Raw genomic sequence first — 24,472 nt, 5'->3', positions numbered from 1 at the left:
CGCAGCCTTCGGCAGCTCCTACAGAAAATCGGTAAGTTCACAAATCAGGTCGGCTCTCAGGCCGCTGCGCTTTTGATTTTGGGCGCCCCGTTAAACCACGCTGGCCGAACGCAGATTCTGAACCGTGGGCAACCCGGCAGGACGCCGGGTTAGCCGCATTGGGCCATGGATGGCCCGTTGCGGCGGCCCACGGTTCAGGATCTGCGGGCGGGTACACCGAGCGACAGCGAGGTGCCGAGTGGTGGGGCAAAAGCCTTTTGCTTACTTTTGGGCCCAAAAGTGAGGCGCTGTAAAAGCGCAACCAATTTCAGCCGTTACCCAACAACGGATATGCACACAAACCACATCAGGAAAGAGGTGTAGCCCCTCCACAACGCACAAAGGCCACCCGAAGGTGGCCTTTGTGTAGTCGGTCAATCAAATAAGCAGATGCTTATTTTTTGACTTCCCAACCAGTCAGCTCAGCCAAAGCCTTGCCGATGTCTGCCAGCGAACGCACGGTTTTAACACCTGCGTCTTGCAGCGCAGCGAATTTCTCGTCTGCAGTGCCTTTGCCGCCAGAAATGATTGCGCCAGCATGGCCCATGCGCTTGCCCGGAGGAGCAGTCACACCAGCGATGTAGGAAACAACCGGCTTGGTCACGTGTGCCTTGATGTAGGCAGCCGCTTCTTCTTCAGCCGAACCGCCGATTTCACCGATCATCACGATCGCTTCGGTCTTCGGGTCTTCCTGGAACAGCTTCAGGATGTCGATGAAGTTGGAGCCAGGGATCGGGTCACCACCGATACCAACGCAAGTCGACTGACCGAAACCGGCGTCAGTAGTCTGCTTAACAGCTTCGTAAGTCAGGGTGCCGGAACGCGACACGATGCCTACTTTGCCTGGCAAGTGAATGTGACCTGGCATGATGCCGATCTTGCACTCGCCCGGAGTGATAACGCCTGGGCAGTTAGGACCGATCAGGACCACGCCCAGTTCGTCGCACTTGACCTTGGCTTCCAGCATATCGATGGTCGGGATGCCTTCGGTGATGCAGACGATCAGCTTGATACCGCCGAACGCCGCTTCAAGGATGGAGTCCTTGCAGAACGGAGCTGGAACGTAGATAACCGAAGCAGTTGCGCCGGTTTTGTCTACTGCTTCTTGCACAGTGTTGAACACTGGCAGATTCAGGTGAGTGGTGCCACCTTTGCCTGGAGTCACGCCGCCAACCATTTTGGTGCCGTAGGCAATGGCTTGCTCGGAGTGGAAAGTACCCTGCGAACCAGTGAAGCCCTGGCAGATTACTTTGGTGTCTTTATTGATCAGGACGCTCATTACTTGCCCTCCGCAGCTTTGACAACTTGTTGAGCAGCGTCGGTCAGGCTGGTAGCCGCGATGATGTTCAAACCGCTTTCTGCCAGTACTTTAGCGCCCAGTTCAGCGTTGTTACCTTCAAGGCGAACAACAACCGGGATTTTCACGCCGACTTCTTTCACTGCACCGATGATGCCTTCGGCAATCATGTCGCAACGAACGATGCCGCCGAAGATGTTGACCAGAACTGCAGCGACGTTGGTGTCGGACAGAATGATCTTGAACGCTTCGGTAACGCGTTCCTTGGTTGCACCACCGCCTACGTCGAGGAAGTTGGCTGGCTTGCCGCCATGCAGGTTGACGATGTCCATGGTACCCATGGCCAGGCCAGCACCGTTGACCATGCAGCCGATGTTACCTTCCAGTGCCACGTAGTTCAGTTCGAACTTGGCAGCGTGGGCTTCGCGCGGATCATCTTGCGATGGATCGTGGAAAGCCTTCAGCTTTGGCTGACGGTACATGGCGTTGGCGTCGATGTTGATCTTGGCGTCGAGGCAGTGCAGATCGCCGTCAGCCTTGATGACCAGCGGGTTCACTTCCAGCAGGGCCAGATCGTGGTCCTGGAACAGCTTGGCCAGACCGGTGAAGATCTTGGCGAACTGGGAAACCTGCTTGCCTTCCAGACCCAGCTGGAATGCCAGATCGCGACCCTGAAATGGCTGAGCGCCAACCAGTGGATCGATCGTGGCCTTGAGGATTTTCTCAGGAGTGTCGTGAGCAATCTTCTCGATGTCCACGCCACCTTCGGTGGAAGCCATGAACACGATACGACGGCTGGAACGATCCACTACAGCGCCGAGATACAGCTCTTTAGCGATGTCGGTGCAGGATTCAACCAGGATCTTGGTCACTGGCTGACCGTTGGCGTCAGTCTGGTAAGTTACCAGACGCTTGCCCAACCATTGCTGGGCGAACGCTGCAGCGTCTTCTTTGCTGCGAACCAGCTTTACGCCGCCCGCTTTACCGCGACCACCCGCGTGAACCTGGGCTTTGACAACCCACTCGGTCCCGCCAATTTTATCGCAAGCTTCTGCTGCTGCTTCCGGGGTGTCTACTGCGTAGCCTTTGGATACTGGCAGACCGTACTCAGCGAACAGCTGCTTACCCTGATACTCGTGAAGATTCATGCTTATTACCGTCTTCGTTAGGTACTGCGCATTCGGTGCTGCACGTCTGGCGTGCCGCACCACCTGTGACCGATACCCCGGGCAATCCCTTCAGGGAGAGTCCGGAGGTCGAGTCCGGCGGACATTCCGCGGTGAGTCTTGCTCGCAAGGCTCACGACGGGCAGTCCGTCGTGGTTTCTCTTGTTGTCTTAACGCTTTTTGCGGTTCTGGATGTGGATGGCACCGCCATTCACGGCCAGAGCAGCTTCATGCAATGCTTCGGAAAGCGTCGGATGGGAGAAGACCATCATGCCGATGTCTTCGGCACTGCTGCCGAATTCCATCGCGATCGCGCCCTGCTGTACCAGCTCGGCAGCGCTAGGACCAATAACGTGAACGCCCAGAACACGGTCAGTCTTGGCGTCGGCAATGATCTTGACGAAGCCGCCCGTGTCGTTGGCTGCCATGGCACGGCCGCTGGCTGCGAACGGGAAGGTGCCGACGTTAACTTCAACGCCTTCGCTCTTCAAGGTCTGTTCGGTTTTACCCACCCATGCGATTTCCGGGTGCGTATAGATGACCGAAGGAATCAGATTGTAGTTCATCTGAGCCTTATGGCCCTTGATGCGCTCGACAACCATGATGCCTTCTTCAGAAGCCTTGTGGGCCAGCATCAGACCACGAACCACGTCGCCGATGGCGTAAACGCCAGGAACGCTGGTGGTGCAGTAGTCATCAACGTAGATGAAACCACGCTCATCCAGGTCCACGCCGCTGTCGGAAGCGAGCAGATCAGTCGTCACAGGACGACGACCAACGGCCACGATCAGGCGGTCGAAAGTGATCGACTGCTCGCCCGCTGCGTCGGTGTAGCTGACCACAACTTCTTCGCCTTCGACTTTCGAACCGGTGACGCGAGCGCCCAGCTTGATGTCCAGGCCTTGCTTGGTGAAGGTCTTCAGGGCTTCTTTGGAAACAGCTTCGTCAGCGGCAGGGATGAATTTCTCCAGCGCTTCCAGAACAGTAACCTGAGCCCCCAGACGAGCCCATACGGAACCCAGTTCCAGACCGATCACGCCAGCGCCGATCACGCCCAGACGTTGTGGAACCTGTTGGAATTCCAGAGCGCCAGTCGAATCAACGATGACTTTCTGATCGACCGGAGCCGGTGGAATGTCAATCGGACGCGAACCGGAAGCCAGGATCACGTGATCCGCTTCGATGATTTCAACAGTGCCATCAGCAGCGGTCAGCTCGACTTTCTTGCCGGCCAGCAGTTTGCCGTGGCCTTGCAGAGTGGTCACGCCATTGGCTTTGAACAGGCTGGCAACGCCGCCGGTCAGGCCTTTGACGATGTTGGCTTTGCGGCCAACCATGGCCGGTACATCCATGCTGACTTCGGAAGTCGAAATACCATGGATCGAGAAGCCATTTTTGGCTTCATAGAACTTCCAGGAGCTGTCCAGCAGCGCCTTGGACGGAATGCAACCCACGTTCAGGCAAGTACCGCCAAGGGCCAGCTTGCCCTCCTTGTCCTGATACTTCTCGATGCAGGCAGTCTTGAGACCAAGTTGCGCAGCCTTGATGGCGGCAACATAACCGCCAGGGCCTGCGCCAATCACTACCACGTCGAATTTCTGGGACATAACAAAGAGTTCCTCTTTAGCTGCGAGCTTTAAGCTACAGGCTGCAAGCTGGCCTGTGATGTATTACAGACGAGCGTTGCAACCTGTTCATTAGGATGTAGCGACGGCCAAAGCTTCAGCGCCAGGCTGCTTTTACTTGCAGCTTGACGCTTGCGGCTTGCAGCTGTCGTGAATCAGATATCCAGCAGCAGACGAGCTGGATCTTCCAGCAGGTTCTTGATGGTCACCAGGAACGTCACAGCTTCTTTACCATCGATCAAACGGTGATCGTAGGACAGAGCCAGGTACATCATTGGACGAATCACAACCTGACCATTGACCGCCATCGGGCGCTGAATGATGTTGTGCATGCCCAGAATGGCCGCTTGTGGCGGGTTGACGATTGGCGTCGACATCATCGAACCAAAAGTACCACCGTTAGTGATGGTGAAGGTACCACCAGTCATTTCGTCGATGGACAGCTTACCGTCGCGAGCTTTCTTGCCGAAGGTAGCGATGCCGCCTTCGATTTCAGCCAGGCTCATCTGCTCTGCGTTACGCAGAACCGGAACCACCAGACCACGGTCGCTGGAAACCGCAACACCGACGTCGGCATAGCCGTGATAAACGATGTCGGAACCGTCGATCGATGCGTTGACTGCCGGGAAGCGTTTCAGCGCTTCGGTAGTAGCCTTGACGAAGAACGACATGAAGCCCAGGCGCACGCCGTTGTTGGACTTCTCGAACAGGTCCTTGTACTTCGAACGCAGTGCCATGACTTCAGTCATGTCGACTTCGTTGAAAGTGGTCAGCATCGCCATGTTCGATTGAGCTTCAACCAGACGCTTTGCAACGGTGGCACGTACGCGAGTCATCGGTACACGCTTCTCGGTGCGGTCGCCAGCAGCGACGACTGGAGCAGCGGCAGCGGCTGGCTTGGCGGCAGGTGCAGCAGGCGCGGACTTCTTGGCTTCAACAGCAGCAACCACGTCTTCCTTGGTCACACGGCCGTCTTTACCAGTGCCTTTGACGCTGGCGAGGTTGATGCCGTTTTCTTCAGCCAGTTTGCGAGCAGCAGGAGCAGCAACCGAATCTTCGTCGCCAGCAGCTGGAGCAGCGGCCGGGGCAGCTGCTTGAGCCGGGGCAGCAGCAGGTGCAGCAGCGGCAGCCGGAGCAGCAGATGCGGTAGCGCCACCGTCCAGAGTTGCGATCAGTTCGTTGGAGAGGACGATTTCGCCCTCGCCTTTCACGATCGATGCCAGTACGCCGTCAGCTTCAGCCAGTACTTCGAGGACAACTTTGTCAGTCTCGATATCAACCAGCAGCTCGTCACGTTTTACCGCTTCGCCCGGCTGTTTGTGCCACTTGGAAATGGTGCCGTCGGCAACTGATTCCGGGAAAGAGGGGGCTTTGATCTCGATAGCCATTATCTGTAATTCCTTAATTCGGTTTCTAATGCGCGAAGGCGTTAAACAGTGAAGGCATCTTGCAGCAGTTTTTCCTGCTGCTCGGCGTGCATCGAAGCGTAACCACATGCAGGCGCTGCAGAGGCGTCACGACCGGCATACTCGAGGACGAGGTTGCGGTTGTGATTGCCAACGCTGCGACGCAGGTGGTGCTGGCTGCTGTACCAGGCACCCTGGTTCATCGGCTCTTCCTGGCACCACACTACATTCTGCAGATTGGTGTAAGGCGCAATCGCCTCCATCAGGTCGTCTTCCGGGAACGGGTACAGCTGCTCGATACGCACGATGGCGATATCTTCGCGGCCTTCGGCACGGCGTTTTTCCAGCAGGTCGTAGTAAACCTTACCGCCGCACAGCACCAGACGGGTCACCTTGGCGGCATCGAGGGTGTCGATTTCCGGGATCACGGTCTGGAACGAACCTTCGGCGAGATCTTCCAGGGTAGAAACGGCCAGCTTGTGACGCAGCAACGACTTTGGCGTCAGGACGATCAGCGGCTTACGCAGCGGACGGATGACCTGGCGACGCAGCAAGTGGTAGATCTGCGCCGGTGTAGTCGGTACGCACACCTGAATGTTGTGCTCGGCACAACCCTGCAGGTAACGCTCAAGACGTGCCGACGAGTGCTCTGGCCCCTGCCCTTCATAACCGTGAGGCAGCAACATGGTCAGACCGCACAGACGGCCCCACTTGTGCTCGCCGCTGGTGATGAACTGGTCGATAACCACTTGCGCACCGTTGGCGAAATCGCCGAACTGGGCTTCCCAGATAACCAGTGCATCTGGCTGAGTCGTCGAGTAGCCGTATTCGAATGCCAGCACGGCTTCTTCCGAGAGGAAGGAGTCATACAGATCGAAACGTGGCTGACCGGCATACAGATTCTGCAGCGGGATGTAAGTCCCGGCGTCTTTCTGGTTGTGCAGTACAGCGTGACGGTGCGAGAACGTACCGCGGCCGATGTCCTGACCCGTCATGCGGATCGGGTGACCTTCGAACGCCAGGGTCGCGTACGCCATGGTTTCGGCGTAACCCCAGTTGATCGGCAGGCCGCCAGCTTGCATCTTTTGACGGTCTTCGTAGATTTTCTGAACCTGACGCTGAACCACAAAACCTTCTGGCAGCTCCATCAGCTTGGCTGACAGTTCCTGCAGGGTCTTGAGATCAAAGCGAGTGTCGTGACGTGCAGTCCAGGCGTGGCCCAGATAAGGACGCCAGTCCACGAACAGCTCTTTATTTGGCTCTTTGACCAGACTTTTCACAACATGCAGACCGTTGTCCAGCGCGTTGCGGTAGTCGTCGATCTTGGCCTGTACGCGAGCCTCGTCCAGAACGCCGGCCTTGATCAGGCTTTCGGCATACAGCTCACGCGTGGTGCGCTGCTTGGTGATTTGCTGGTACATCAGAGGCTGAGTGCCGCTCGGCTCATCCGCTTCGTTGTGACCGCGACGACGGTAGCAGACCAGATCGATAACCACGTCACGCTTGAACTGCATGCGGTAGTCGATAGCCAGTTGGGTCACGAAAACGACGGCTTCAGGGTCATCACCATTTACATGGAGAATCGGCGCCTGAATCATCTTGGCAACGTCGGTGGCGTACTCGGTGGAACGCGAGTCCAGCGGGTTGCTGATGGTGAAGCCTACCTGGTTGTTGATGACGATGTGGATCGTGCCGCCTGTCTTGAAGCCGCGGGTCTGCGACATCTGGAAGGTTTCCATGACCACGCCCTGCCCTGCAAAAGCAGCATCACCGTGGAGGGAAATTGGCAGAACCTTGTCACCGTTCGGATCGTTACGACGATCCTGACGGGCGCGAACCGAACCTTCAACCACCGGAGAGACGATCTCCAGGTGTGACGGGTTGAACGCCATGGCGAGGTGAACTTCGCCGCCAGTGGTCATTACGTTCGAGGAGAAGCCCTGGTGGTATTTAACGTCACCGGAACCCAGCTCGACTTTCTTCTTGCCTTCGAACTCGTCGAACAACTCGCGCGGGTTTTTGCCGAAGGTGTTGACCAGCACGTTCAGACGGCCACGGTGGGCCATACCGATAACGATTTCCTTGGTGCCATACGAACCGGAGCGCTGGATCAACTCGTCCAGCATCGGGATCAGGCTCTCGCCACCTTCCAGACCGAAGCGCTTGGTGCCCGGATACTTGGTGCCCAGGTACTTCTCGAGACCCTCTGCCGCGGTAACGCGCTCGAGCAGATGGCTCTGAATTTCGGCAGAGAAAGCAGGACGGCCACGGACACTCTCAAGACGCTGCATGAACCAGTTGCGCTGCTCGGAATCCACGATGTGAGTGAATTCGGCGCCAATGGTGCGGCAATATGTCTTATGTAGGGCGTCCTGGATTTCGCGTAGGCTCGCTTCCTCTTTGCCAATGAACAAGTCACCGGCACGGAAAGTGGTATCCAGGTCAGCGTTGGTCAACCCATAGTGATTGATCGACAGGTCAGCTGGTGCCGTACGTTGCCACAGCCCCAGCGGATCGAGCTGGGCAGCCTGATGGCCGCGCATACGGTAAGCCTGGATGAGCCGCAGTACTTCGACCTGCTTCTTTTCATGCTCGCTGCTCACGCTACCGGCGGATACCGGTTGGGCGCGGCGCTGGTTTTTCGCCAGCAACACAAAATGATCGCGAATCGTCGAGTGCGATACATCGGTGGCAGAGTTGCCGTCAGCGGGCAACTTCTGAAAGTAGGTGCGCCATTCCTCTGGCACAGCGTTAGGGTCGTGCAGGTAGAGCTCATAGAGCTCTTCCACATAGGCAGCGTTACCACCGGAAAGGTGGGCACTGTTCCACATGCGCTGCATCACGCTTTCTTGCATGCTTGGTCACCCTCGGTAAGGGGACACCACCGGCGAAGACACCACAGCAAACCTGAGATAGTCATGTGCAGCGACTGTATCAAGCCACTTAGGATCACGCAGATAGTCCGGGTACCAGCCCGGATGCCCCTGCTGGTCTTATTTCTTCAAAATAAGAGCCGCAGCGTTACTCGCTGCTGCTCAGGTTAAAACTACGGCGCCGGTTGAAGCCTGCGCCGCAGCGGTTACGGGTATTACGGCATTACGATGTAACAGTCAAATCAGACGCCGTTTTGCAGAAGCATGTTGCGTACGTGACCGATAGCCTTGGTTGGGTTAAGGCCCTTCGGACAAACGTTGACGCAGTTCATGATCCCGCGGCAGCGGAATACGCTGAACGGGTCATCCAGCGAAGCCAGGCGCTCGGCGGTCTTGTTGTCACGGCTGTCAGCCAGGAAACGATAGGCTTGCAGCAGTGCAGCTGGACCGAGGAACTTGTCAGGGTTCCACCAGAAGGACGGGCAGGAAGTCGAGCAGCAAGCGCACAGAATGCACTCGTACAGACCATCCAGCTTCTCACGCTCTTCAGGAGTCTGAAGACGTTCGATGGCCGGAGCCGGGGTATCGTTCAACAGATATGGCTTAACCTTCTCGTACTGCTTGTAGAAGATGCTCATATCAACAACCAGGTCACGTATCACAGGCAAACCAGGCAGTGGACGCACCACCAGCTTGTTGCCCTTGACCACGGCGGACAGCGGCGTGATGCACGCCAGGCCGTTCTTGCCGTTGATATTCATACCGTCGGAGCCGCAAACACCTTCACGGCACGAACGACGGTAAGAGAACCCTTCGTCCTGTTCCTTGATCAGGGCCAATACATCCAGCACCATCAAGTCTTTACCACCGGTATCAACGTCGAACACCTGGGTTTTAGGCGCAGAGTCGCTGTCGGGGTTGTAGCGATAAACTTCGACTTTCAACATAGCGGCCACCTTTAGTAAGTCCGAATTTTCGGTTCAAACGCCGGTACTGTCTTCGGCGCAAAGTTGACTGCACGTTTGGCAACCCGCTTCTCGCCAGGGAAGTACAGGGTGTGGCACAGCCAGTTTTCATCGTCACGATCTTCATAGTCTTCGCGAGCATGAGCACCGCGGGACTCTTTACGCACTTCTGCAGCAACTGCAGTAGCTTCAGCAACTTCCAGCAGGTTCTGCAACTCGAGCGCTTCGATACGCGCCGTGTTGAAGCCCTGGGACTTGTCGTTGATCTTGACATTGCCAATACGAACGCGCAGATCAGCCAGCTGAGCGATACCTTTCTGCATGTATTCGCCGGTACGGAACACGCCGAAGTAGTTCTGCATGCAGCTTTGCAGCTCGCGACGCAGAGTAGCGACGTCTTCGCCTTCGGTACGCTCGTTGAGGCCATTGAGACGGCTCAGCGCGGCATCGATATCGGTTTCGCTTGCGTCAGCATATTCAATGCCTTCAGTCAGCACTTTCTCCAGGTGCAGGCCGGCAGCACGACCAAATACCACGAGGTCGAGCAGCGAGTTACCACCCAGACGGTTGGCACCGTGCACAGATACGCATGCTACTTCACCTACAGCGAACAACCCGGGAAGGATCTGATCGTTGCCGTCAGCATCCTGGGTCATGGCCTGACCATGAATGTTGGTGGCAACACCACCCATCATGTAGTGGCAGGTAGGCACAACAGGTACAGGAGCAACGACCGGATCCACGTGCGCAAATGTCTTCGACAGCTCACAGATGCCTGGCAGACGGCTGTGCAGCACTTCTTCGCCCAGGTGATCAAGCTTCAACATCACGTGATCGCCATCAGGACCACAGCCATTACCCGCGATGATTTCCTTGACCATGGAACGCGCAACAACGTCACGACCAGCAAGGTCTTTCGCATTCGGAGCATAGCGCTCCATGAAACGCTCACCGTGCTTGTTGATCAGGTATCCGCCTTCACCGCGGCAACCTTCTGTGACCAGTACACCTGCGCCGGCAATGCCGGTTGGGTGGAACTGCCACATTTCGATGTCCTGAACAGGAACACCGGCACGCAGTGCCATGCCGACGCCGTCACCGGTATTGATGAGGGCATTGGTGGTAGAGGAATAGATACGGCCAGCGCCGCCGGTCGCCAATACAGTCGCCTTGGCGCGGATGTACATGGTTTCGCCGGTTTCGATGCAGATCGCAATCACACCCACGAACGCGCCGTCCTGGTTCTTCACCAGATCAACTGCGTAATACTCGTTCAGGAAGGTGGTGCCTGCTTTCAGGTTGCCCTGATAGAGGGTGTGCAGCAGGGCGTGACCTGTACGGTCGGACGCCGCGCACGTACGCGCAGCCTGACCGCCCTTGCCGAAATCCTTGGACTGACCACCAAACGGACGCTGGTAGATACGGCCCTGCTCGGTGCGCGAGAACGGCATGCCCATGTGGTCCAGCTCATAAACTGCAGCCGGGCCTTCCTGACACATGTATTCGATAGCGTCCTGGTCACCGATGTAGTCGGAACCCTTGACGGTATCGTACATGTGCCAGCGCCAGTCATCGTTTGGATCGGCAGAGGCGATTGCGCAGGTGATGCCACCCTGAGCAGAAACAGTATGCGAACGAGTCGGGAAAACCTTGGTGACTACGGCGGTCTTGTGGCCGCCCTGAGCCAGCTGCAAGGCAGCACGCATGCCTGCACCGCCGCCACCAATAATGATGGCGTCGAATGAAAGTGTATTTATGTTAGCCATGGATCAGATACCCCAAAGAATCTGCACACCCCAGACGAAGTAAGCGAACATCGCAACGCCGCAGACTGCCTGGAAAAGGAAACGCACAACCGTCGCCGACTTGCCCAGCGCCATCGGCGTCAGGTAGTCAGTTGCGATGGTCCACATGCCGACCCAGGCGTGAGCGCCCAGAGCAACCAGGGCCAACAGGCTGAAGATGCGCATTGCAGTGTGGGAGAACAGACCGTGCCACTGGGCATAATCGATGCCCGGATGCGCGACCAGATATCCGATCAGGAATATGAAATAAGCCGCGAGCACGACCGCAGATACGCGCTGCGCCATCCAGTCATAGAGGCCCGAACGCGACAGGTTAGTGACGTTGGTTACCATATCCATACTCCCGCCAGAACGATTACCACCACGGATACGGCGATAACGATTTTGGAGCCCAGCTTGCCGCCTTCCAGCGTCTCGCCAATGCCCGCATCCATGATCAGGTGGCGGATGCCCGCTACCAGGTGATAAAGCAGGGCGGACAGCAGAGCCCAGATCACAAGCTTGGCCAGCGGACTGGTCAGATACGCTTTAACTTCACCGAAACCTTCTTCGGAACTCAGCGACTTGTCCAATGCATACAGCATGATGACGAGGCCGACAAAGAGAATGACTCCGGAGACACGGTGAAGAATGGACGTGTAAGCAGTGACTGGGAGTTTGATGGTCCTTAGGTCTAGGTTTACAGGTCGTTGGCTTTTCACGGCTTTATTTCACACTTGAAGAGCCCCTAACTATCAGGGCAAATTATTGGGAAGTGCACTGGTCAGGTACCCACCACCCAGGGAGTGACGACCTCCGGTATACAGGCCCTAAAGCCCCTGGCGGTCGGACGCCGAGTATAGACAGTTAGGTTACTAATGACAACGCAGAGAGGGCCCTCAAATAGGTGATTGCGCTGGCCGGATAAAAAGCGTAAGTGACAGAATGTCGCAGGGTAAATCAAGCCTGAAAGCCTTCTGGAACACGACTTTAGGCAAATTGACTTTAGATTTTATCTAACTATAGTGGTGCGGGCCCTGCGTGGGGGGCCGTCTGATGATTTGAAGCATAAACAGGAGGCCACATGGCTGATAATAAAGCGCAGTTGATCATCGAGGGCGCAGCCCCCGTCGAGCTGCCCATTCTCACCGGCACCGTAGGCCCCGACGTGATCGACGTACGTGGTCTCACAGCCACCGGCCGCTTCACATTCGACCCAGGCTTCATGTCGACCGCCTCTTGCGAGTCGAAGATCACCTACATTGATGGTGACAACGGGATCCTGCTGCACCGCGGCTATCCGATCGAACAACTGGCCGAGCAATCGGACTACCTGGAAACGTGCTATCTGCTACTGAACGGCGAGCTGCCAACCGCCGAGCAGAAAGCCCAGTTCGTTGTTGTCGTGAAAAACCACACCATGGTTCACGAACAGCTCAAGACCTTTTTCAACGGCTTCCGCCGCGACGCTCACCCGATGGCGGTGATGTGTGGTGTGGTGGGTGCCCTCTCGGCGTTCTATCACGACTCTCTGGACATCAATAATCCACAGCACCGTGAAATCTCGGCCATCCGTCTGGTCGCCAAGATGCCGACGCTGGCAGCAATGGTTTACAAGTACTCCATGGGCCAACCCATGATGTACCCACGCAACGACCTGAGCTACGCCGAGAACTTCCTGCACATGATGTTCAACACACCGTGCGAGATCAAACCGATCAGCCCGGTGCTGGCCAAGGCCATGGACAAGATTTTCATCCTGCACGCCGACCACGAACAGAACGCCTCGACGTCCACAGTACGTATGGCGGGCTCTTCGGGCGCCAACCCGTTCGCTTGCATAGCAGCCGGCATTGCCGCGCTCTGGGGCCCGGCACATGGTGGCGCAAACGAAGCCGTGTTGTCCATGCTCGATGAAATTGGTGATGTGTCGAACATCGACAAGTTCATCGCCAAGGCCAAGGACAAGAACGATCCGTTCAAGCTGATGGGCTTCGGTCACCGGGTTTACAAGAACCGTGACCCGCGCGCGACCGTGATGAAGCAGACCTGCGACGAAGTTCTCAAGGAGCTGGGCATTACCAATGATCCGCAACTTGAGCTCGCCATGCGCCTGGAAGAGATCGCCCTGACCGATCCTTACTTCATCGAGCGCTCGCTATACCCGAACGTCGACTTCTATTCGGGCATCATCCTCAAGGCAATTGGCATTCCGACCAGTATGTTCACCGTAATCTTCGCTCTGGCGCGGACTGTCGGCTGGATCTCCCACTGGAAGGAAATGCTCTCCAGCCCGTACAAGATTGGCCGTCCACGCCAGCTGTACACCGGCTACGTGTCTCGCGATATCGTGCCACTGGAAGATCGCAAGTAAGCTTCATGCTGCAACTGAAAAGGGCTGCCAATGGCAGCCCTTTTTTGTTCCGCCGTCCCAGCAGGAGTTGACCCGGTGTCCTTGACACCACGCTGTCACGTAGAAAACGGAGACCTGTAGGAGCGCGCTTGCCCGCGATTCAGTCTGTCTGTCGATGAATATATTGCCTGTACTAACGCGATCGCGGGCAAGCGCGCTCCTACAGGGAAAAAGCATTTCAATTCAGTAATTTATGTTTTTTGATGCTCGTGCACCCCTACAAAAAAGGGAGGGAAGCCTACTTCTCAGCCCTTTCCCGCAACGCCTTCAACGTATTGAACGGCGCCTCCACCACGAACTTGTTGGCCAGCCATGAAGGCACGCTGCCGCCCGGCTCGGTGTGCACCTGATAGGTCACCTGCGTCTTGTTCGGTCCTTGCGGCACGAACTTCCAGAAGCCGTCGACTTGCGACACCCGTACAAAGCCTTTTTCTTCGGGAATGTAGGTGGGTACTTCCTGAAGTTTACGGGTCAGACTGCCGTCAGCGCCCCCTTCCGTCGTCACCAGCAATACAGAATCACGAGGCGTCACCGGCCAGGGTGTATTGATCTGAGTGTATGTCCAGGCCTGATTACCCTCATGCTTGAGTACCTTCTGCGACTTGCATTCGTGAATCCAGGCGCAGGCACCTGCAACATCTTCCTGCAGACTGCGCAACTTCGCGACGCTCGCGTTGATGACCGTCTCACCGCGATAAGCCTTGTACTGAGAACCAGGCACTTCGCTCAGCGAAACCTTGATACCGGCCTCGTCCTTCGCAACTTTCCAGTCATCAGCCTGAGCACCAGCGGCCACGAGAACAGTCAACCCACAGACAACAGCCATTCGATGCAGCGAACTCATTGTTGTATTCCTTATTGTTGAAGTTCCAGCGAATCAATTCTGTTTTACGGCACAGATCAATCAACTCAAGCAACTGCTGTGGCTTCCTCCCACCAGGTAATCAGACGGATGGCATCAGCCTGATCAACGCCACAGACATCCTGCCCCGCCTTGAACTGGCTACACACCGCAGGGCGGTCCGGCTGACCAAAGATAGCGCACAGCATGTCGAGCGACAGATGCAGGCAGCGTTCGCCTGCAGGCTTGCCGTCCGGCATGCCTGGAATGGGAGATGTGATAGAAGGCGCGATGCAGCAAGCACCACAGCCTGAGCGGCAGTCCATGACCAGCACCCTGACAGGTAAAATTGAAGTGAGGATAGTAACCGCTGAAACGCGCGTTTGAAATGCCCGGTGCTACTGCAAGGTGCTACTGCCTGAATTTGAAATCCAGAGCAGCACCTTCCACATCCCGACGATTGTCGTTACGCATTTGCAAATCCATTTCATTACTCAAGATGCGCCCATTGAGCTCGAAAGGATCATTACCAGACGCACGCTTATCGCCGAACATCGGCGGCAATATGGGCTTGCGTGGCTTGGCTTTGGCCGTTCCGGCAGGTTGCAGCTCTTCAGCCAGCTCAGGAGGCAGACTCAAATCAAGCTTTGCGTTATTGAGACTGGTGTCCTTGAGTGTTTTCTTACTTTCTGCCACCGACTTGCGTTTCGCCGCATCGCTCTTTTTTTCCTTCGCAGTCTTTGCAGCAGGCGCTTTGGCTACTTCAGTCTTGTTCTGCTTACTGGCAGGCGCAGCATCACCGCTGGTCGCAACCGGAACCACCGGCACATTCGGCGCCAACTCATGCAACTGTGATTTGACGGGCTCGGAGGCTGACTTTGGGGCCTCAACAACTGGCGGGCTGACAGCGGGTTTCGCTGGCGCCTGAGCCTCGGCCGCCACCTTGGGCTTGGGTGCAGCGTCCTTCTGAGCATCACAGGCACTCAGAAGAACGACAACCGACAATGCAACGCAACGAAAAACATTCATAGGGCAGAAATGGCAAAGGCAGAAAACAACATGCTGGCCTGTTGCACGTCCAATAACAAGACGGAGATTCAACCCACAGACGACAACACTATGTCTGCAGGACCTACATAGCTGACCTCAGTAGAGCTCAACCGTTTCCTGGCATAACTGTTTGGCCAGCATTCCGAGCGTCATGAGCGCTCTTTCTGCTTCACGATTCCACGGAATGCCACAGTTCAATCGAATGCAATGGTTGAACTGTTCTGTATTGCTGAAGATAAGGCCCGGCGCAATGCTGATCCCTTGCTCAAGCGCCCGGATGTGCAATTCCTGAGTGTTGACTCGCCCTGGCAAGCTGACCCACAGGATAAATCCGCCCAGCGGTCGGCTCATCTGCGTGCCCTCGGGGAAGTACTGCTGCACCGCGAGCTGAAAAGCGCTTAGGTTCTTCCGGTATTCCACGCGAATGAAACGCAAATGCCGGTCATAGCCGCCATTTTCCAGATAAGCGGCAACGCCCATTTGCGTGACGCTACACGCCGAATGAGTACTGAATATCTGCAAGCGCTGAATTTCAGCCTGATATTTGCCCGCAATCATCCAGCCGATACGCACGCCGGGGGATAGGGTTTTGGAGAAGCTGGAACAATAGATAACGCGCCCCAGACGATCAAAAGCCTTCAACGCCTTGGCTCGCCCTTGCTCAAACATCAACTCGCCATAAATATCGTCTTCAACTACTTGAATATCGAAGTCCGAGACCAGCCGCAGCAAGTGCTTCTGACGCTCTTCGGGCATGGTACTGCCCAAAGGATTACTCAGGCGCGAAGTCAGTACCAATGCCTTGATCGACCACTGATTGGCGGCCAGTTGCAGCGCTTCAAGACTAATCCCCGTTTGGGGGTCACTGGGAATCTCAATAACCTTGAGCCCCAGAAGATCGGCCAGCTGCAGAAGCCCGTAATAACTTGGCGATTCCGCTGCGATCAGATCACCAGGCCGCGTTACCACCCTTAAGGCCATCTGCAATGCATCCACACAGCCATGGGTGATCACCACATCAGCCGGATCAACCACTACGCCTGCATCACGCATACGAATGGCAACCTGACGACGCAGTGGTTCGAAACCCGGGCTGAACATGTAGCTGAAGGCTCGCGGACTTTGAAAACGAGTCACCTTTGCTATCTGCTGATGCAGGGCCCGCACCGGCAGATAATCGACGTGAGGCACTGCAGCGCCCAAAGGGAAGACCCCCTCCCGGCGCGACTCCATCAAGACCTGCTGAATGATGCTGCTGCGCGTCACCAATCCCGGCCTTTCGACACGGGCGATATCGGGTGTCGGCGCGGTCAATGCCGGAGTCTGGTGCACGTAATAGCCAGACTGTGGCCGGGCGCGAATCAACCCCTGATCCTCCAGATTCGCATAGGCCTGCAAGACGGTCGCATGACTCACATTCAACTGCGAACTCATCTTGCGCACTGACGGCACACGCTCGCCGGGCTGATAAACGCCACGACGAATGTCTTCAGCCAGTTGCTGAGCGATTTTTTGGTAGAGCAGAAGGTTGGTCATGACGCAGCCTCGGTACCGCTGGCGACTTGCTTTTGTAGGAAGATAGTCGATTTGTCACCAGAACAGTTGTGAAGTGTACTGGGACAGTTTCCCGCAGGGCTAGCCCCGGCGCGCGCTGATTAAAAAAACTATCAGGCAAAAGCGCCAAATCATCAGGTTTTCAGGCCAAAAAAAATCGACACCCGAAATCAGGCGTCGATTTTTTTCAAATTTTCTCAGCGATTGGGACCGAGCAGCCCTTTCGAATCAGAAAAAACGATCTCGACCCGGCGGTTTTTCGCGCGCCCCCGTTCAGATGCGTTGGCTTCCACAGGATATTCATCACCGTAGCCCTGAACATGGATGCGTTTCTCATCAATACCCAGATCTGTCAGCACGTCAGCCACCGATTGCGCACGCTCCTGAGACAAGCGCAGGTTTTCCTGCTTGTCGCCAACGTTGTCGGTGTAGCCCTCAATACGAACGACGCGTTTGGGGTTGAGCTGCAAAAATTGCACGACCTTGAGCACCGTCCGGTTAGCCGAGCTTTTGAGTTCAGCATGACCGGTGTCGAACAATACGTCCCCTAATGTCATGACCAGACCACGCTCGGTCTGTGTGGTAGCAAGGCTGACAATCTGGTCTTCCAGCCACTGGCCGTGCTGCTGCGCACTGGCCAGCTTGGCTTCACGCAGCGCCAATTGAAGACGCTGGCGCTCCATCTCCTGCTTTTCCAGACGCTCGGTATTGAGCAGCAAATTGGCGTGCTCACGGGCAATTTCACTGTATCGGCTGCTGAGATAGGCGTAATGGGCAACATCACTGCCGCTGCCCAGATAACTCGACAGGCGCTCTGCCTTGCCCAGCAATTCACCCGCCCGCACTACGTCCTTCGGGGCACTGCGCAGAACATCGCTGTCTTCCTTGACCTTCTGAAAGTCAGCATTGGCCTGTTGCAAAGCCTGCTCGCTGCCCTGGTGACCTGCGCAGCCGTAAAGTCCGGCCGAGCCCAGCAGCAGGCAAACGCTCAATACACGGGGAACAAGGTTCATTGGCCCTCCCCCAACTGCTTGCGCAGACGATTGAGGCGGGTATTCAGTTGGGTGACCTGCGCCTCGCTCTTTTCAGTCAGAACCCGTGCTTCCGCCAGACGCGCATCCAGTTCAGCCTGCTCGGCCTGCATGCGTGCAGCCTTGTAGGACTCGTTGGTCATGTCGGATCGGGCCTGGGCCAATTTCGATTCCGCCATTTGCATCTCTGGCTCATCGTCGACAGCACCGACGGCCTTGGCCTGGGCCACGGCTTTTTCGGTCAGTTTCATCTGCTCGATGGGGGCCGGATCATTGGCGCAGCCAGCCAGGGTAACGAGTGCCATGGCGGCCAATAAGGGGCGTCTTTTTACAAAGGAAGTCGCTAGACAGGTCACGAAAGAAATCACAAAAAAACATTCCTACTTGTTTGGGGCGCTGGCCGGTTGCAGTAATTGAGCCTTCCAGGTTTCCAGATTGCGTTTGATTGCTTCGCCCGACAGGCCTGAGGCGGCCGATTCTGTCATCTTTTTCGCCAGTTGTCCGCGAAGCCAGGGATCGTTGCAGGCCGAGTTGAATGACAAGGCGAGATACAGACCCGGCTGGTCAACCGGTTGTGGACGCGCCACCAGATCCTTGGTCAGGCCCAACGTCTGCACCATCGCCATCCCTGGATAGCGACTGGCGAGAACGTAGTCCACCTGCCCCAGCATCAATTTTTGAAAGGCCTCAGTCAGATTAGGGAGGCGCTCAAGGGTCAGCTGCGCCTTGACGGCCGCATCGAACACCTGGGTCATCCGGATTCGTTCGGATGCCGCACCTGTGTGCCCATGCAGATCAGCCAGCGTATCCAGTGGCAGCGCTTGATCATGACGCGTCCAGACCATGATTTCATTCTGGATCAGCGGCGGATGGATGTAGTCCAGCGCTTCCAGTTCGGCCTGACTCAGTGGCGCGTCCACCAACATGTCCATGCGACCGCTACGCACTTCTTCAAGCGCCTGACTGCGTTTCCCGGCGTACAGCACTTCGACCTTGATCCCGAGCTCCTGCGCCACCTGCTTGAACAGATCAGCACTGGCGCCCATCAAGTGTTTGGGGTCTTGAGGATCACGCCACAGGTAAGGCGGCGCATCGGGACTGCCGGTCACGATCAGACGTTCACACTTACCCGCCGCCATTGCCACGCCGGGCCCTGCAAGCAAACCGATGACAAGCGCAGCAAGCAGCCTGTTTGACTGAACCATGGGAAAACCTTTTTTGCTTCAAGACTTTTTTCAGGGCTTTAATACAGCCAATAAAAAACCCGTTCGCCCGGACCCTATGAACTCGCAGTAACTGCGATGCTCACCGGCCGAAACGAACGGGGCTTTATAGAAGCACTTATAAGCGAAGCATCTGGATTAGACCAGCTTCTCCAGCTCAGGAATGGCTTCGAACAGATCGGCTACGAGACCATAATCGGCGACCTGGAAGATGGGCGCCTCTTCGTCCTTGTTGATCGCAACAATGACTTTCGAGTCTTTCATGCCCGCCAGATGCTGGATCGCGCCGGAGATACCCACCGCGATGTAAAGCTGAGGCGCTACGATCTTGCCGGTCTGACCGACCTGCATATCGTTCGGCACAAAGCCTGCGTCCACTGCAGCACGGGAAGCACCCACAGCGGCGCCCAGCTTGTCAGCCAGCGTGTACAAGTGCTTGAAGTTGTCGCCATTCTGCATGCCACGACCACCAGAAACGACGATCTTGGCAGCGGTCAGTTCCGGACGATCAGACTGAGCCAGCTCTTCGCCGACAAAGCTCGATTTACCTGCGTCGTGAGCGGCAGAAACCGCTTCAACCGCAGCCGAGCCGCCTTCAGCAGCAACCGGATCGAAACCGGTAGCGCGCACGGTGATCACTTTGATCGAAGCCGACGACTGCACTGTAGCGATGGCGTTACCGGCGTAGATCGGACGCTTGAAGGTGTCCGCCGACTCAACCGAAATGATCTCGGAGATCTGGTCGACGTCCAGCAGCGCAGCAACGCGTGGCAGGATGTTTTTGCCGTTGGAAGTAGCAGCGGCCAGAATGTGGCTGTAGCTACCGGCCAACTCAACAACCAGTGGAGCGATGTTTTCCGGCAACTGATGGGCGTAGGCGGCGTTATCGGCCACCAGCACTTTGGCCACACCGGCTAATTTGCCAGCAGCATCGGCAACGGCCGAAGCGCCTGCACCGGCAACCAGTACGTGAATGTCACCACCGATTTTGGCAGCAGCCGCTACAGTATTAAGAGTGGCAGGAGCCAGTGTCGCGTTGTCGTGTTCAGCGATTACCAGGATAGTCATGGTCAGATCACCTTAGCTTCGTTTTTCAGTTTCTCGACCAGTTCAGCCACCGACTTGACCTTGATACCTGCGCTGCGTGCAGCAGGCGCTTCAACCTTGATGGTCTTGGTGGTCGATGCAGTGGAAACACCCAGAGCATCCGGGGTCAGCACCTCAAGCGGCTTCTTCTTGGCTTTCATGATGTTGGGCAGCGACGCGTAGCGCGGCTCATTCAGACGCAGGTCAGTGGTCACCACGGCTGGTAGGCTCAACGAAACGGTCTGCAGGCCACCGTCGATTTCGCGGGTCACGGCAACCTTGTCGCCGCTGACTTCAACTTTCGACGCGAAAGTGCCCTGAGCAAAACCGCTCAAAGCGGCCAGCATCTGACCAGTCTGATTGTTGTCGCTGTCGATCGCCTGCTTGCCGAGGATGACCAGTTGTGGCTGTTCCTTGGCAACGACGGCGTTGAGCAGCTTGGCAACAGCCAGAGAGTTCAGCTCATCGGCGGACTCAACGAGAATGGCACGGTCGGCACCCAGAGCCAGCGCGGTACGCAGTTGCTCCTGAGCGTTGGTCGGACCAATGGAAACGACGACGATTTCAGTCGCAACGCCCTTCTCTTTCAGGCGTACGGCTTCTTCCACAGCGATTTCGCAGAAGGGATTCATCGACATCTTGACGTTAGCGAGATCGACGCCGGAGTTGTCCGCCTTGACGCGAACCTTGACGTTATAGTCGACCACTCGTTTGACAGCTACTAGAACCTTCATGGATTCCTCGTTTCTCTCCGGTGAAAAGAAAGTCGCCCGGTGCAGACCCGGCGATGCATATGTACCCGTGAAGCAACCTCTGGAAACAGCCGTATTCGTACAGAACGAACGGTGACCTCAATAAACAAGCCACCTAAACAGGGATAAACGCCAGATGCCGCACATCTGGGCAATGCAGGCGTGTAAACTTTGCACCCGCAATAATCGTGACCTGGATTGTCTGCAACGCGCTCGTGACGCCTCAGAGGTGCAGTTCAGGCGATGTTCAGCCTACGGCGAGCGCAAAACCGTCCGTATCTTGACCGCAAGCCGTTATGCGGTCAATACGACAAAACCGCCAGTCATGAGCCGCGCGTCTGCGTTTTATCTGGCCTGCGGCCATTTCAAACAAACGTTTGTATTGGCCCTGCCGGGTGGTGTAGATATACTGCGCAGCATTAAAAGATGTGGGTTACTGATGCCCCGCACCGCTGCATATAAAAAAATACTGTGAGCCTTGAGTAGGAGATAGCCTGTGGAACGCGAATTTATGGAATTCGACGTCGTCATCGTCGGTGCCGGCCCCGCCGGGCTTTCTGCCGCGTGCCGTCTAAAACAAAAGGCTGCTGAAGCCGGTCAGGAAATCAGCGTCTGCGTGGTGGAAAAAGGCTCCGAAGTTGGCGCACACATCCTCTCTGGCGCAGTGTTCGAACCCCGCGCGCTAAACGAATTGTTCCCGGACTGGAAAGACCTCGGCGCGCCGCTGAACACTCCAGTCAAGCGTGACGACATCTACGTCCTGCGCAGTGCCGAAAAATCAGTGAAAGTCCCGGACCTCTTTGTGCCCAAGACCATGCACAACGAGGGCAACTATATTATCTCTCTGGGCAATCTGTGCCGCTGGCTCGCCCAGCAGGCCGAGAACCTGGGCGTTGAAATCTACCCGGGCTTTGCTGCCCAGGAAGCGCTGATCGATGAAAGCGGCGTAGTACGCGGCATCATCACCGGTGATCTGGGTGTCGACCGCGAGGGTCAGCCAAAAGACGGTCTGTACACCCCCGGCATGGAATTGCGCGGCAAATACACGCTGTTCGCCGAAGGCTGCCGTGGTCACATCGGCAAGCAACTGATCAAACGCTTCAACCTTGATACCGACGCTGACGCCCAGCACTACGGCATCGGCCTGAAAGAAATCTGGGAAGTCGACCCGGCCAAACATGAACAAGGTCTGGTGGTGCATACCGCTGGCTGGCCGCTGGACGACGAAAACATGGGCGGTTCTTTCCTTTATCACCTGGAAAATAATCAGGTGGTCGTGGGCCTGATCGTCGACCTGTCGTACAGCAACCCTTACCTCTCGCCGTTTGACGAATTCCAGCGCTATAAGCACCACCCGGTGGTCGCGCAGTACCTTGAAGGCGGCAAGCGCATCAGCTACGGCGCACGAGCCATCTGCAAAGGCGGTCTCAATTCGCTGCCGAAGATGGTCTTCCCGGGCGGCGCACTGATCGGTTGCGATCTGGGCACACTGAACTTTGCCAAGATCAAAGGCAGCCACACAGCCATGAAGTCCGGCATGCTGGCCGCTGAATCGGTAGCAGAGGCGTTGTTGGCGGGCAAGGAAGGCGGTGATGAGCTGAACACTTATGTCTCAGCCTTCAAAAACAGCTGGCTGCACGAAGAGCTGTTCGCCAGCCGCAACTTCGGCCCGGCCCTGCACAAGTACGGCGCAATCATGGGCGGCGCGTTCAACTTTGTTGATCAGAACATCTTCGGTGGCAAGCTGCCGTTCACGCTGCACGACACCAAGCCGGATTATGCCTGCATGAAGCTTGCAGCAGACTCGGCGAAGATCGACTACCCGAAACCCGACGGCAAACTCAGCTTTGACAAGCTCAGCTCGGTATTCATCTCCGGTACTAACCACGAAGAAGAACAGCCGTGCCACCTGAAGCTGACCGACCCAAGCATCCCGATTGGCAAAAACCTGCCGCTGTATGACGAGCCCGCTCAACGTTACTGCCCGGCTGGCGTCTATGAAGTGGTGACACAGGAAGACGGCGAGAAGCGCTTCCAGATCAATGCCCAGAACTGCGTGCACTGCAAGACCTGTGACATCAAGGACCCTTCGCAGAACATCACGTGGGTGACACCGGAAGGCAGCGGCGGCCCGACCTACCCGAATATGTAGCGCCCCTGCGGTGGCGCTGTGTCTCGCGTTAAGCTACATATAACAACGTCAATTGACGGATTCTCTGTTGGAGCGAGGCTTGCCCGCGAAGAACGATAACGCGGTGCTTCTGCCTTACCGAGTCGCCTGCTTCGCGGGCAAGCCTCGCTCCAACAGAATCAAAGTTTGCCGCAAGAGGGTGCCATGCTCACCGGGGCAGCTCAGGTTTTGGATCAAGCAGGGATTCGCAGCTGCAGCCCCTCTTCGCCCGGGTTCCGGTCAAAGTAGCGTTTGTACTCACGACTGAACTGCGACGTGCTTTGATACCCGACGCAATGCGCAACCTGCGCCACTCCCATCCCTTCGGCAATCAGCATTTGTTGGGCCTTGAGCAGACGCAGACGTTTCAGATACTGCACCGGCGACAGCAAGGTGCTGCGTTTGAAATGCTCATGGAAAGTTGAAGCACTCATGTTGGCCTGCCGTGCCAGGGTTTCCACATTCAACGGCTCGGCGTAATGGCTATGCAGATACGCCAGCGATGCTGCAACACGCGAGAAATGGCTCTGCTGGGCGACCAACGCACGTAACACCCCGGCTTGAGGACCGCGCAACGCGGCATACAACACCTCGCGCAACCGCGACGGACCCAGTACCTGACAATCCAGCGGATCGTGCAGGCAGCGCAACAATCGCTCGACACTTTCCCGCATCGGCGCATCCAGCAACACCGAAGTCATGGACTCCGGAGTCTGCGCTTCCACAATCTGATCCGGCATTGGCCCCATGGCCTGCACCAGCTCACCCAGCATCACCCGGTCAATCGCCACAGAAACGCCAAACAACGGCGCCTCAGGCGTGGCAAAGGTTTCGCACATGAACGGCACCGAAAGCGCCTGAACCAGATAATGCCCGGCACCATAATCGAAGGTTCGTGTACCCAGGCTCGCCAGCTTGCCGCCCTGGGCGATGATCATCAGGCTCGGCTCGTAGATCTGCGGGCTGCTTGCAACATAGGTAGAGAGCGACACTACGTTGACTTCGGGCAGCAACGTCGGCACGAAACCTGGACGCGTCGCCAGTGGCTTGATAAGAGAAACAAGGGTGGCATTGGCATCGGTTTGATGAGGCAACGACATGGGGCACCGGGCGGAGGATTAGACAGCTGCATGATCGCAGAAATGCCACATGTAGCAACATCAAACCCAAAACCTCCGGAGGATCAGGCATGAGTCG

Annotated in this window: 22 protein-coding genes; 3 read left to right on the top strand and 19 right to left on the bottom strand. The window is 56.5% G+C overall.

All coding sequences use genetic code 11. From position 1 onward, the window contains the following. Positions 1–433 precede the first annotated feature (433 nt). The 9 genes from sucD to sdhC form a co-directional block, all read right to left on the bottom strand. The gene (gene sucD, locus AO242_RS25120) at positions 434–1,318 is read right to left on the bottom strand and encodes a succinate--CoA ligase subunit alpha (protein ID WP_027900900.1); all 885 of its coding nucleotides are present in this window, start codon (positions 1,316–1,318) and stop codon (positions 434–436) included. Beyond that, on the bottom strand, positions 1,318–2,484 hold the full coding sequence (sucC, locus tag AO242_RS25115; RefSeq protein WP_032629164.1) for an ADP-forming succinate--CoA ligase subunit beta: 1,167 nt from the start codon (positions 2,482–2,484) through the stop codon (positions 1,318–1,320). Before sucC ends, sucD begins: the two co-directional genes overlap by 1 nt. Before the next feature lie 188 nt (positions 2,485–2,672). Then, positions 2,673–4,109 carry a dihydrolipoyl dehydrogenase gene (gene lpdA / locus AO242_RS25110; RefSeq protein ID WP_027900898.1) on the bottom strand — a complete coding sequence of 479 codons (1,437 nt, stop codon included), beginning with the start codon at positions 4,107–4,109 and terminating at the stop codon, positions 2,673–2,675. Between the two features lie 173 nt (positions 4,110–4,282). Next, the gene (gene odhB / locus AO242_RS25105) at positions 4,283–5,515 is read right to left on the bottom strand and encodes a 2-oxoglutarate dehydrogenase complex dihydrolipoyllysine-residue succinyltransferase (protein WP_099270812.1); all 1,233 of its coding nucleotides are present in this window, start codon (positions 5,513–5,515) and stop codon (positions 4,283–4,285) included. 41 nt (positions 5,516–5,556) lie between these two features. Next, positions 5,557–8,388: a 2-oxoglutarate dehydrogenase E1 component gene (locus tag AO242_RS25100; RefSeq protein ID WP_095096968.1), complete on the bottom strand. Its 2,832-nt coding sequence runs from the start codon at positions 8,386–8,388 to the stop codon at positions 5,557–5,559. 260 nt (positions 8,389–8,648) lie between these two features. Continuing rightward, complete coding sequence (locus tag AO242_RS25095; RefSeq protein WP_027900895.1) at positions 8,649–9,353, bottom strand: succinate dehydrogenase iron-sulfur subunit; 705 nt, start codon at positions 9,351–9,353, stop codon at positions 8,649–8,651. Between the two features lie 11 nt (positions 9,354–9,364). Then, a complete protein-coding gene (gene sdhA, locus AO242_RS25090; protein WP_027900894.1) occupies positions 9,365–11,137 on the bottom strand; it encodes a succinate dehydrogenase flavoprotein subunit in 1,773 nt (590 codons plus the stop codon). 3 nt (positions 11,138–11,140) lie between these two features. Beyond that, entirely contained in the window at positions 11,141–11,509 is a 369-nt protein-coding gene (gene sdhD, locus AO242_RS25085; RefSeq protein ID WP_027900893.1) for a succinate dehydrogenase, hydrophobic membrane anchor protein, read from the bottom strand. After that, entirely contained in the window at positions 11,503–11,877 is a 375-nt protein-coding gene (sdhC, locus tag AO242_RS25080) for a succinate dehydrogenase, cytochrome b556 subunit (RefSeq protein WP_080238188.1), read from the bottom strand. The genes sdhD and sdhC overlap by 7 nt, the downstream gene beginning before the upstream one ends. A 362-nt stretch (positions 11,878–12,239) precedes the next feature. On the opposite strand from sdhC, the gene gltA reads away from it, so the two are divergent. After that, positions 12,240–13,529 (top strand): citrate synthase, encoded by a 1,290-nt coding sequence (gene gltA, locus AO242_RS25075; protein WP_027900891.1) that lies wholly within the window; start codon positions 12,240–12,242, stop codon positions 13,527–13,529. A 277-nt stretch (positions 13,530–13,806) separates the two neighbouring features. Here gltA and AO242_RS25070 read toward each other — a convergent pair whose 3' ends face one another. The 9 genes from AO242_RS25070 to AO242_RS25030 form a co-directional block, all read right to left on the bottom strand. After that, positions 13,807–14,412: an START domain-containing protein gene (locus AO242_RS25070; protein WP_099270811.1), complete on the bottom strand. Its 606-nt coding sequence runs from the start codon at positions 14,410–14,412 to the stop codon at positions 13,807–13,809. A 65-nt stretch (positions 14,413–14,477) separates the two neighbouring features. Next, complete coding sequence (locus tag AO242_RS25065; RefSeq protein WP_099270810.1) at positions 14,478–14,735, bottom strand: YkgJ family cysteine cluster protein; 258 nt, start codon at positions 14,733–14,735, stop codon at positions 14,478–14,480. Positions 14,736–14,820: 85 nt separating this feature from the next. Continuing rightward, a complete protein-coding gene (locus AO242_RS25060; RefSeq protein WP_099270809.1) occupies positions 14,821–15,438 on the bottom strand; it encodes a translation initiation factor 2 in 618 nt (205 codons plus the stop codon). Positions 15,439–15,555: 117 nt separating this feature from the next. Continuing rightward, complete coding sequence (locus AO242_RS25055) at positions 15,556–16,995, bottom strand: aminotransferase-like domain-containing protein (protein ID WP_099270808.1); 1,440 nt, start codon at positions 16,993–16,995, stop codon at positions 15,556–15,558. Positions 16,996–17,210: 215 nt separating this feature from the next. Further along, positions 17,211–18,026 (bottom strand): OmpA family protein, encoded by an 816-nt coding sequence (locus AO242_RS25050; protein ID WP_099270807.1) that lies wholly within the window; start codon positions 18,024–18,026, stop codon positions 17,211–17,213. Further along, on the bottom strand, positions 18,023–18,349 hold the full coding sequence (locus tag AO242_RS25045; RefSeq protein WP_049827005.1) for a DUF4398 domain-containing protein: 327 nt from the start codon (positions 18,347–18,349) through the stop codon (positions 18,023–18,025). The genes AO242_RS25050 and AO242_RS25045 overlap by 4 nt, the downstream gene beginning before the upstream one ends. Before the next feature lie 75 nt (positions 18,350–18,424). After that, on the bottom strand, positions 18,425–19,249 hold the full coding sequence (locus AO242_RS25040; protein WP_099270806.1) for a substrate-binding periplasmic protein: 825 nt from the start codon (positions 19,247–19,249) through the stop codon (positions 18,425–18,427). A gap of 156 nt (positions 19,250–19,405) precedes the next feature. Then, complete coding sequence (locus AO242_RS25035; RefSeq protein ID WP_099270805.1) at positions 19,406–20,335, bottom strand: electron transfer flavoprotein subunit alpha/FixB family protein; 930 nt, start codon at positions 20,333–20,335, stop codon at positions 19,406–19,408. 2 nt (positions 20,336–20,337) lie between these two features. Beyond that, positions 20,338–21,087, bottom strand: a complete 750-nt coding sequence (locus AO242_RS25030; RefSeq protein WP_087274155.1) for an electron transfer flavoprotein subunit beta/FixA family protein — start codon at positions 21,085–21,087, stop codon at positions 20,338–20,340. 154 nt (positions 21,088–21,241) lie between these two features. Between AO242_RS25030 and AO242_RS25025 the strand changes: the two genes are divergently transcribed. Next, positions 21,242–21,580, top strand: coding sequence for a hypothetical protein (locus AO242_RS25025; RefSeq protein ID WP_099270804.1), 339 nt, complete (start codon positions 21,242–21,244; stop codon positions 21,578–21,580). Between the two features lie 21 nt (positions 21,581–21,601). Next, complete coding sequence (locus AO242_RS25020) at positions 21,602–23,257, top strand: electron transfer flavoprotein-ubiquinone oxidoreductase (protein WP_099270803.1); 1,656 nt, start codon at positions 21,602–21,604, stop codon at positions 23,255–23,257. A 212-nt stretch (positions 23,258–23,469) separates the two neighbouring features. On the opposite strand, the gene AO242_RS25010 is transcribed toward AO242_RS25020, so the two are convergent. Beyond that, the gene (locus AO242_RS25010; RefSeq protein ID WP_027900879.1) at positions 23,470–24,375 is read right to left on the bottom strand and encodes an AraC family transcriptional regulator; all 906 of its coding nucleotides are present in this window, start codon (positions 24,373–24,375) and stop codon (positions 23,470–23,472) included. Positions 24,376–24,472 lie beyond the last annotated feature (97 nt).

Origin of the sequence: Pseudomonas sp. ICMP 561, from assembly GCF_002699985.1 — a bacterium.
GTDB classification, from domain to species: domain Bacteria; phylum Pseudomonadota; class Gammaproteobacteria; order Pseudomonadales; family Pseudomonadaceae; genus Aquipseudomonas; species Aquipseudomonas quasicaspiana.
Note: the sequence above shows the minus strand (reverse complement) of the source record. Positions and strands in the feature narration are given on the sequence as shown.

What these genes read in the sequence shown, in the direction of transcription:
- AO242_RS25095 (WP_027900895.1), bottom strand. Translation starts at nt 9,353, where the DNA reads ATGTTGAAAGTCGAAGTTTATCGCTACAACCCCGACAGCGACTCTGCG.
- AO242_RS25040 (WP_099270806.1), bottom strand. Translation starts at nt 19,249, where the DNA reads ATGGTTCAGTCAAACAGGCTGCTTGCTGCGCTTGTCATCGGTTTGCTT.
- AO242_RS25045 (WP_049827005.1), bottom strand. Translation starts at nt 18,349, where the DNA reads ATGGCACTCGTTACCCTGGCTGGCTGCGCCAATGATCCGGCCCCCATC.
- sucC (WP_032629164.1), bottom strand. Translation starts at nt 2,484, where the DNA reads ATGAATCTTCACGAGTATCAGGGTAAGCAGCTGTTCGCTGAGTACGGT.
- AO242_RS25065 (WP_099270810.1), bottom strand. Translation starts at nt 14,735, where the DNA reads ATGGACTGCCGCTCAGGCTGTGGTGCTTGCTGCATCGCGCCTTCTATC.
- AO242_RS25030 (WP_087274155.1), bottom strand. Translation starts at nt 21,087, where the DNA reads ATGAAGGTTCTAGTAGCTGTCAAACGAGTGGTCGACTATAACGTCAAG.
- sucD (WP_027900900.1), bottom strand. Translation starts at nt 1,318, where the DNA reads ATGAGCGTCCTGATCAATAAAGACACCAAAGTAATCTGCCAGGGCTTC.
- AO242_RS25035 (WP_099270805.1), bottom strand. Translation starts at nt 20,335, where the DNA reads ATGACTATCCTGGTAATCGCTGAACACGACAACGCGACACTGGCTCCT.
- AO242_RS25010 (WP_027900879.1), bottom strand. Translation starts at nt 24,375, where the DNA reads ATGTCGTTGCCTCATCAAACCGATGCCAATGCCACCCTTGTTTCTCTT.
- AO242_RS25050 (WP_099270807.1), bottom strand. Translation starts at nt 18,026, where the DNA reads ATGAACCTTGTTCCCCGTGTATTGAGCGTTTGCCTGCTGCTGGGCTCG.
- AO242_RS25025 (WP_099270804.1), top strand. Translation starts at nt 21,242, where the DNA reads ATGCCGCACATCTGGGCAATGCAGGCGTGTAAACTTTGCACCCGCAAT.
- gltA (WP_027900891.1), top strand. Translation starts at nt 12,240, where the DNA reads ATGGCTGATAATAAAGCGCAGTTGATCATCGAGGGCGCAGCCCCCGTC.
- AO242_RS25060 (WP_099270809.1), bottom strand. Translation starts at nt 15,438, where the DNA reads ATGAATGTTTTTCGTTGCGTTGCATTGTCGGTTGTCGTTCTTCTGAGT.
- AO242_RS25055 (WP_099270808.1), bottom strand. Translation starts at nt 16,995, where the DNA reads ATGACCAACCTTCTGCTCTACCAAAAAATCGCTCAGCAACTGGCTGAA.
- odhB (WP_099270812.1), bottom strand. Translation starts at nt 5,515, where the DNA reads ATGGCTATCGAGATCAAAGCCCCCTCTTTCCCGGAATCAGTTGCCGAC.
- AO242_RS25100 (WP_095096968.1), bottom strand. Translation starts at nt 8,388, where the DNA reads ATGCAAGAAAGCGTGATGCAGCGCATGTGGAACAGTGCCCACCTTTCC.
- lpdA (WP_027900898.1), bottom strand. Translation starts at nt 4,109, where the DNA reads ATGTCCCAGAAATTCGACGTGGTAGTGATTGGCGCAGGCCCTGGCGGT.
- sdhA (WP_027900894.1), bottom strand. Translation starts at nt 11,137, where the DNA reads ATGGCTAACATAAATACACTTTCATTCGACGCCATCATTATTGGTGGC.
- AO242_RS25070 (WP_099270811.1), bottom strand. Translation starts at nt 14,412, where the DNA reads ATGAGTTCGCTGCATCGAATGGCTGTTGTCTGTGGGTTGACTGTTCTC.
- sdhD (WP_027900893.1), bottom strand. Translation starts at nt 11,509, where the DNA reads ATGGTAACCAACGTCACTAACCTGTCGCGTTCGGGCCTCTATGACTGG.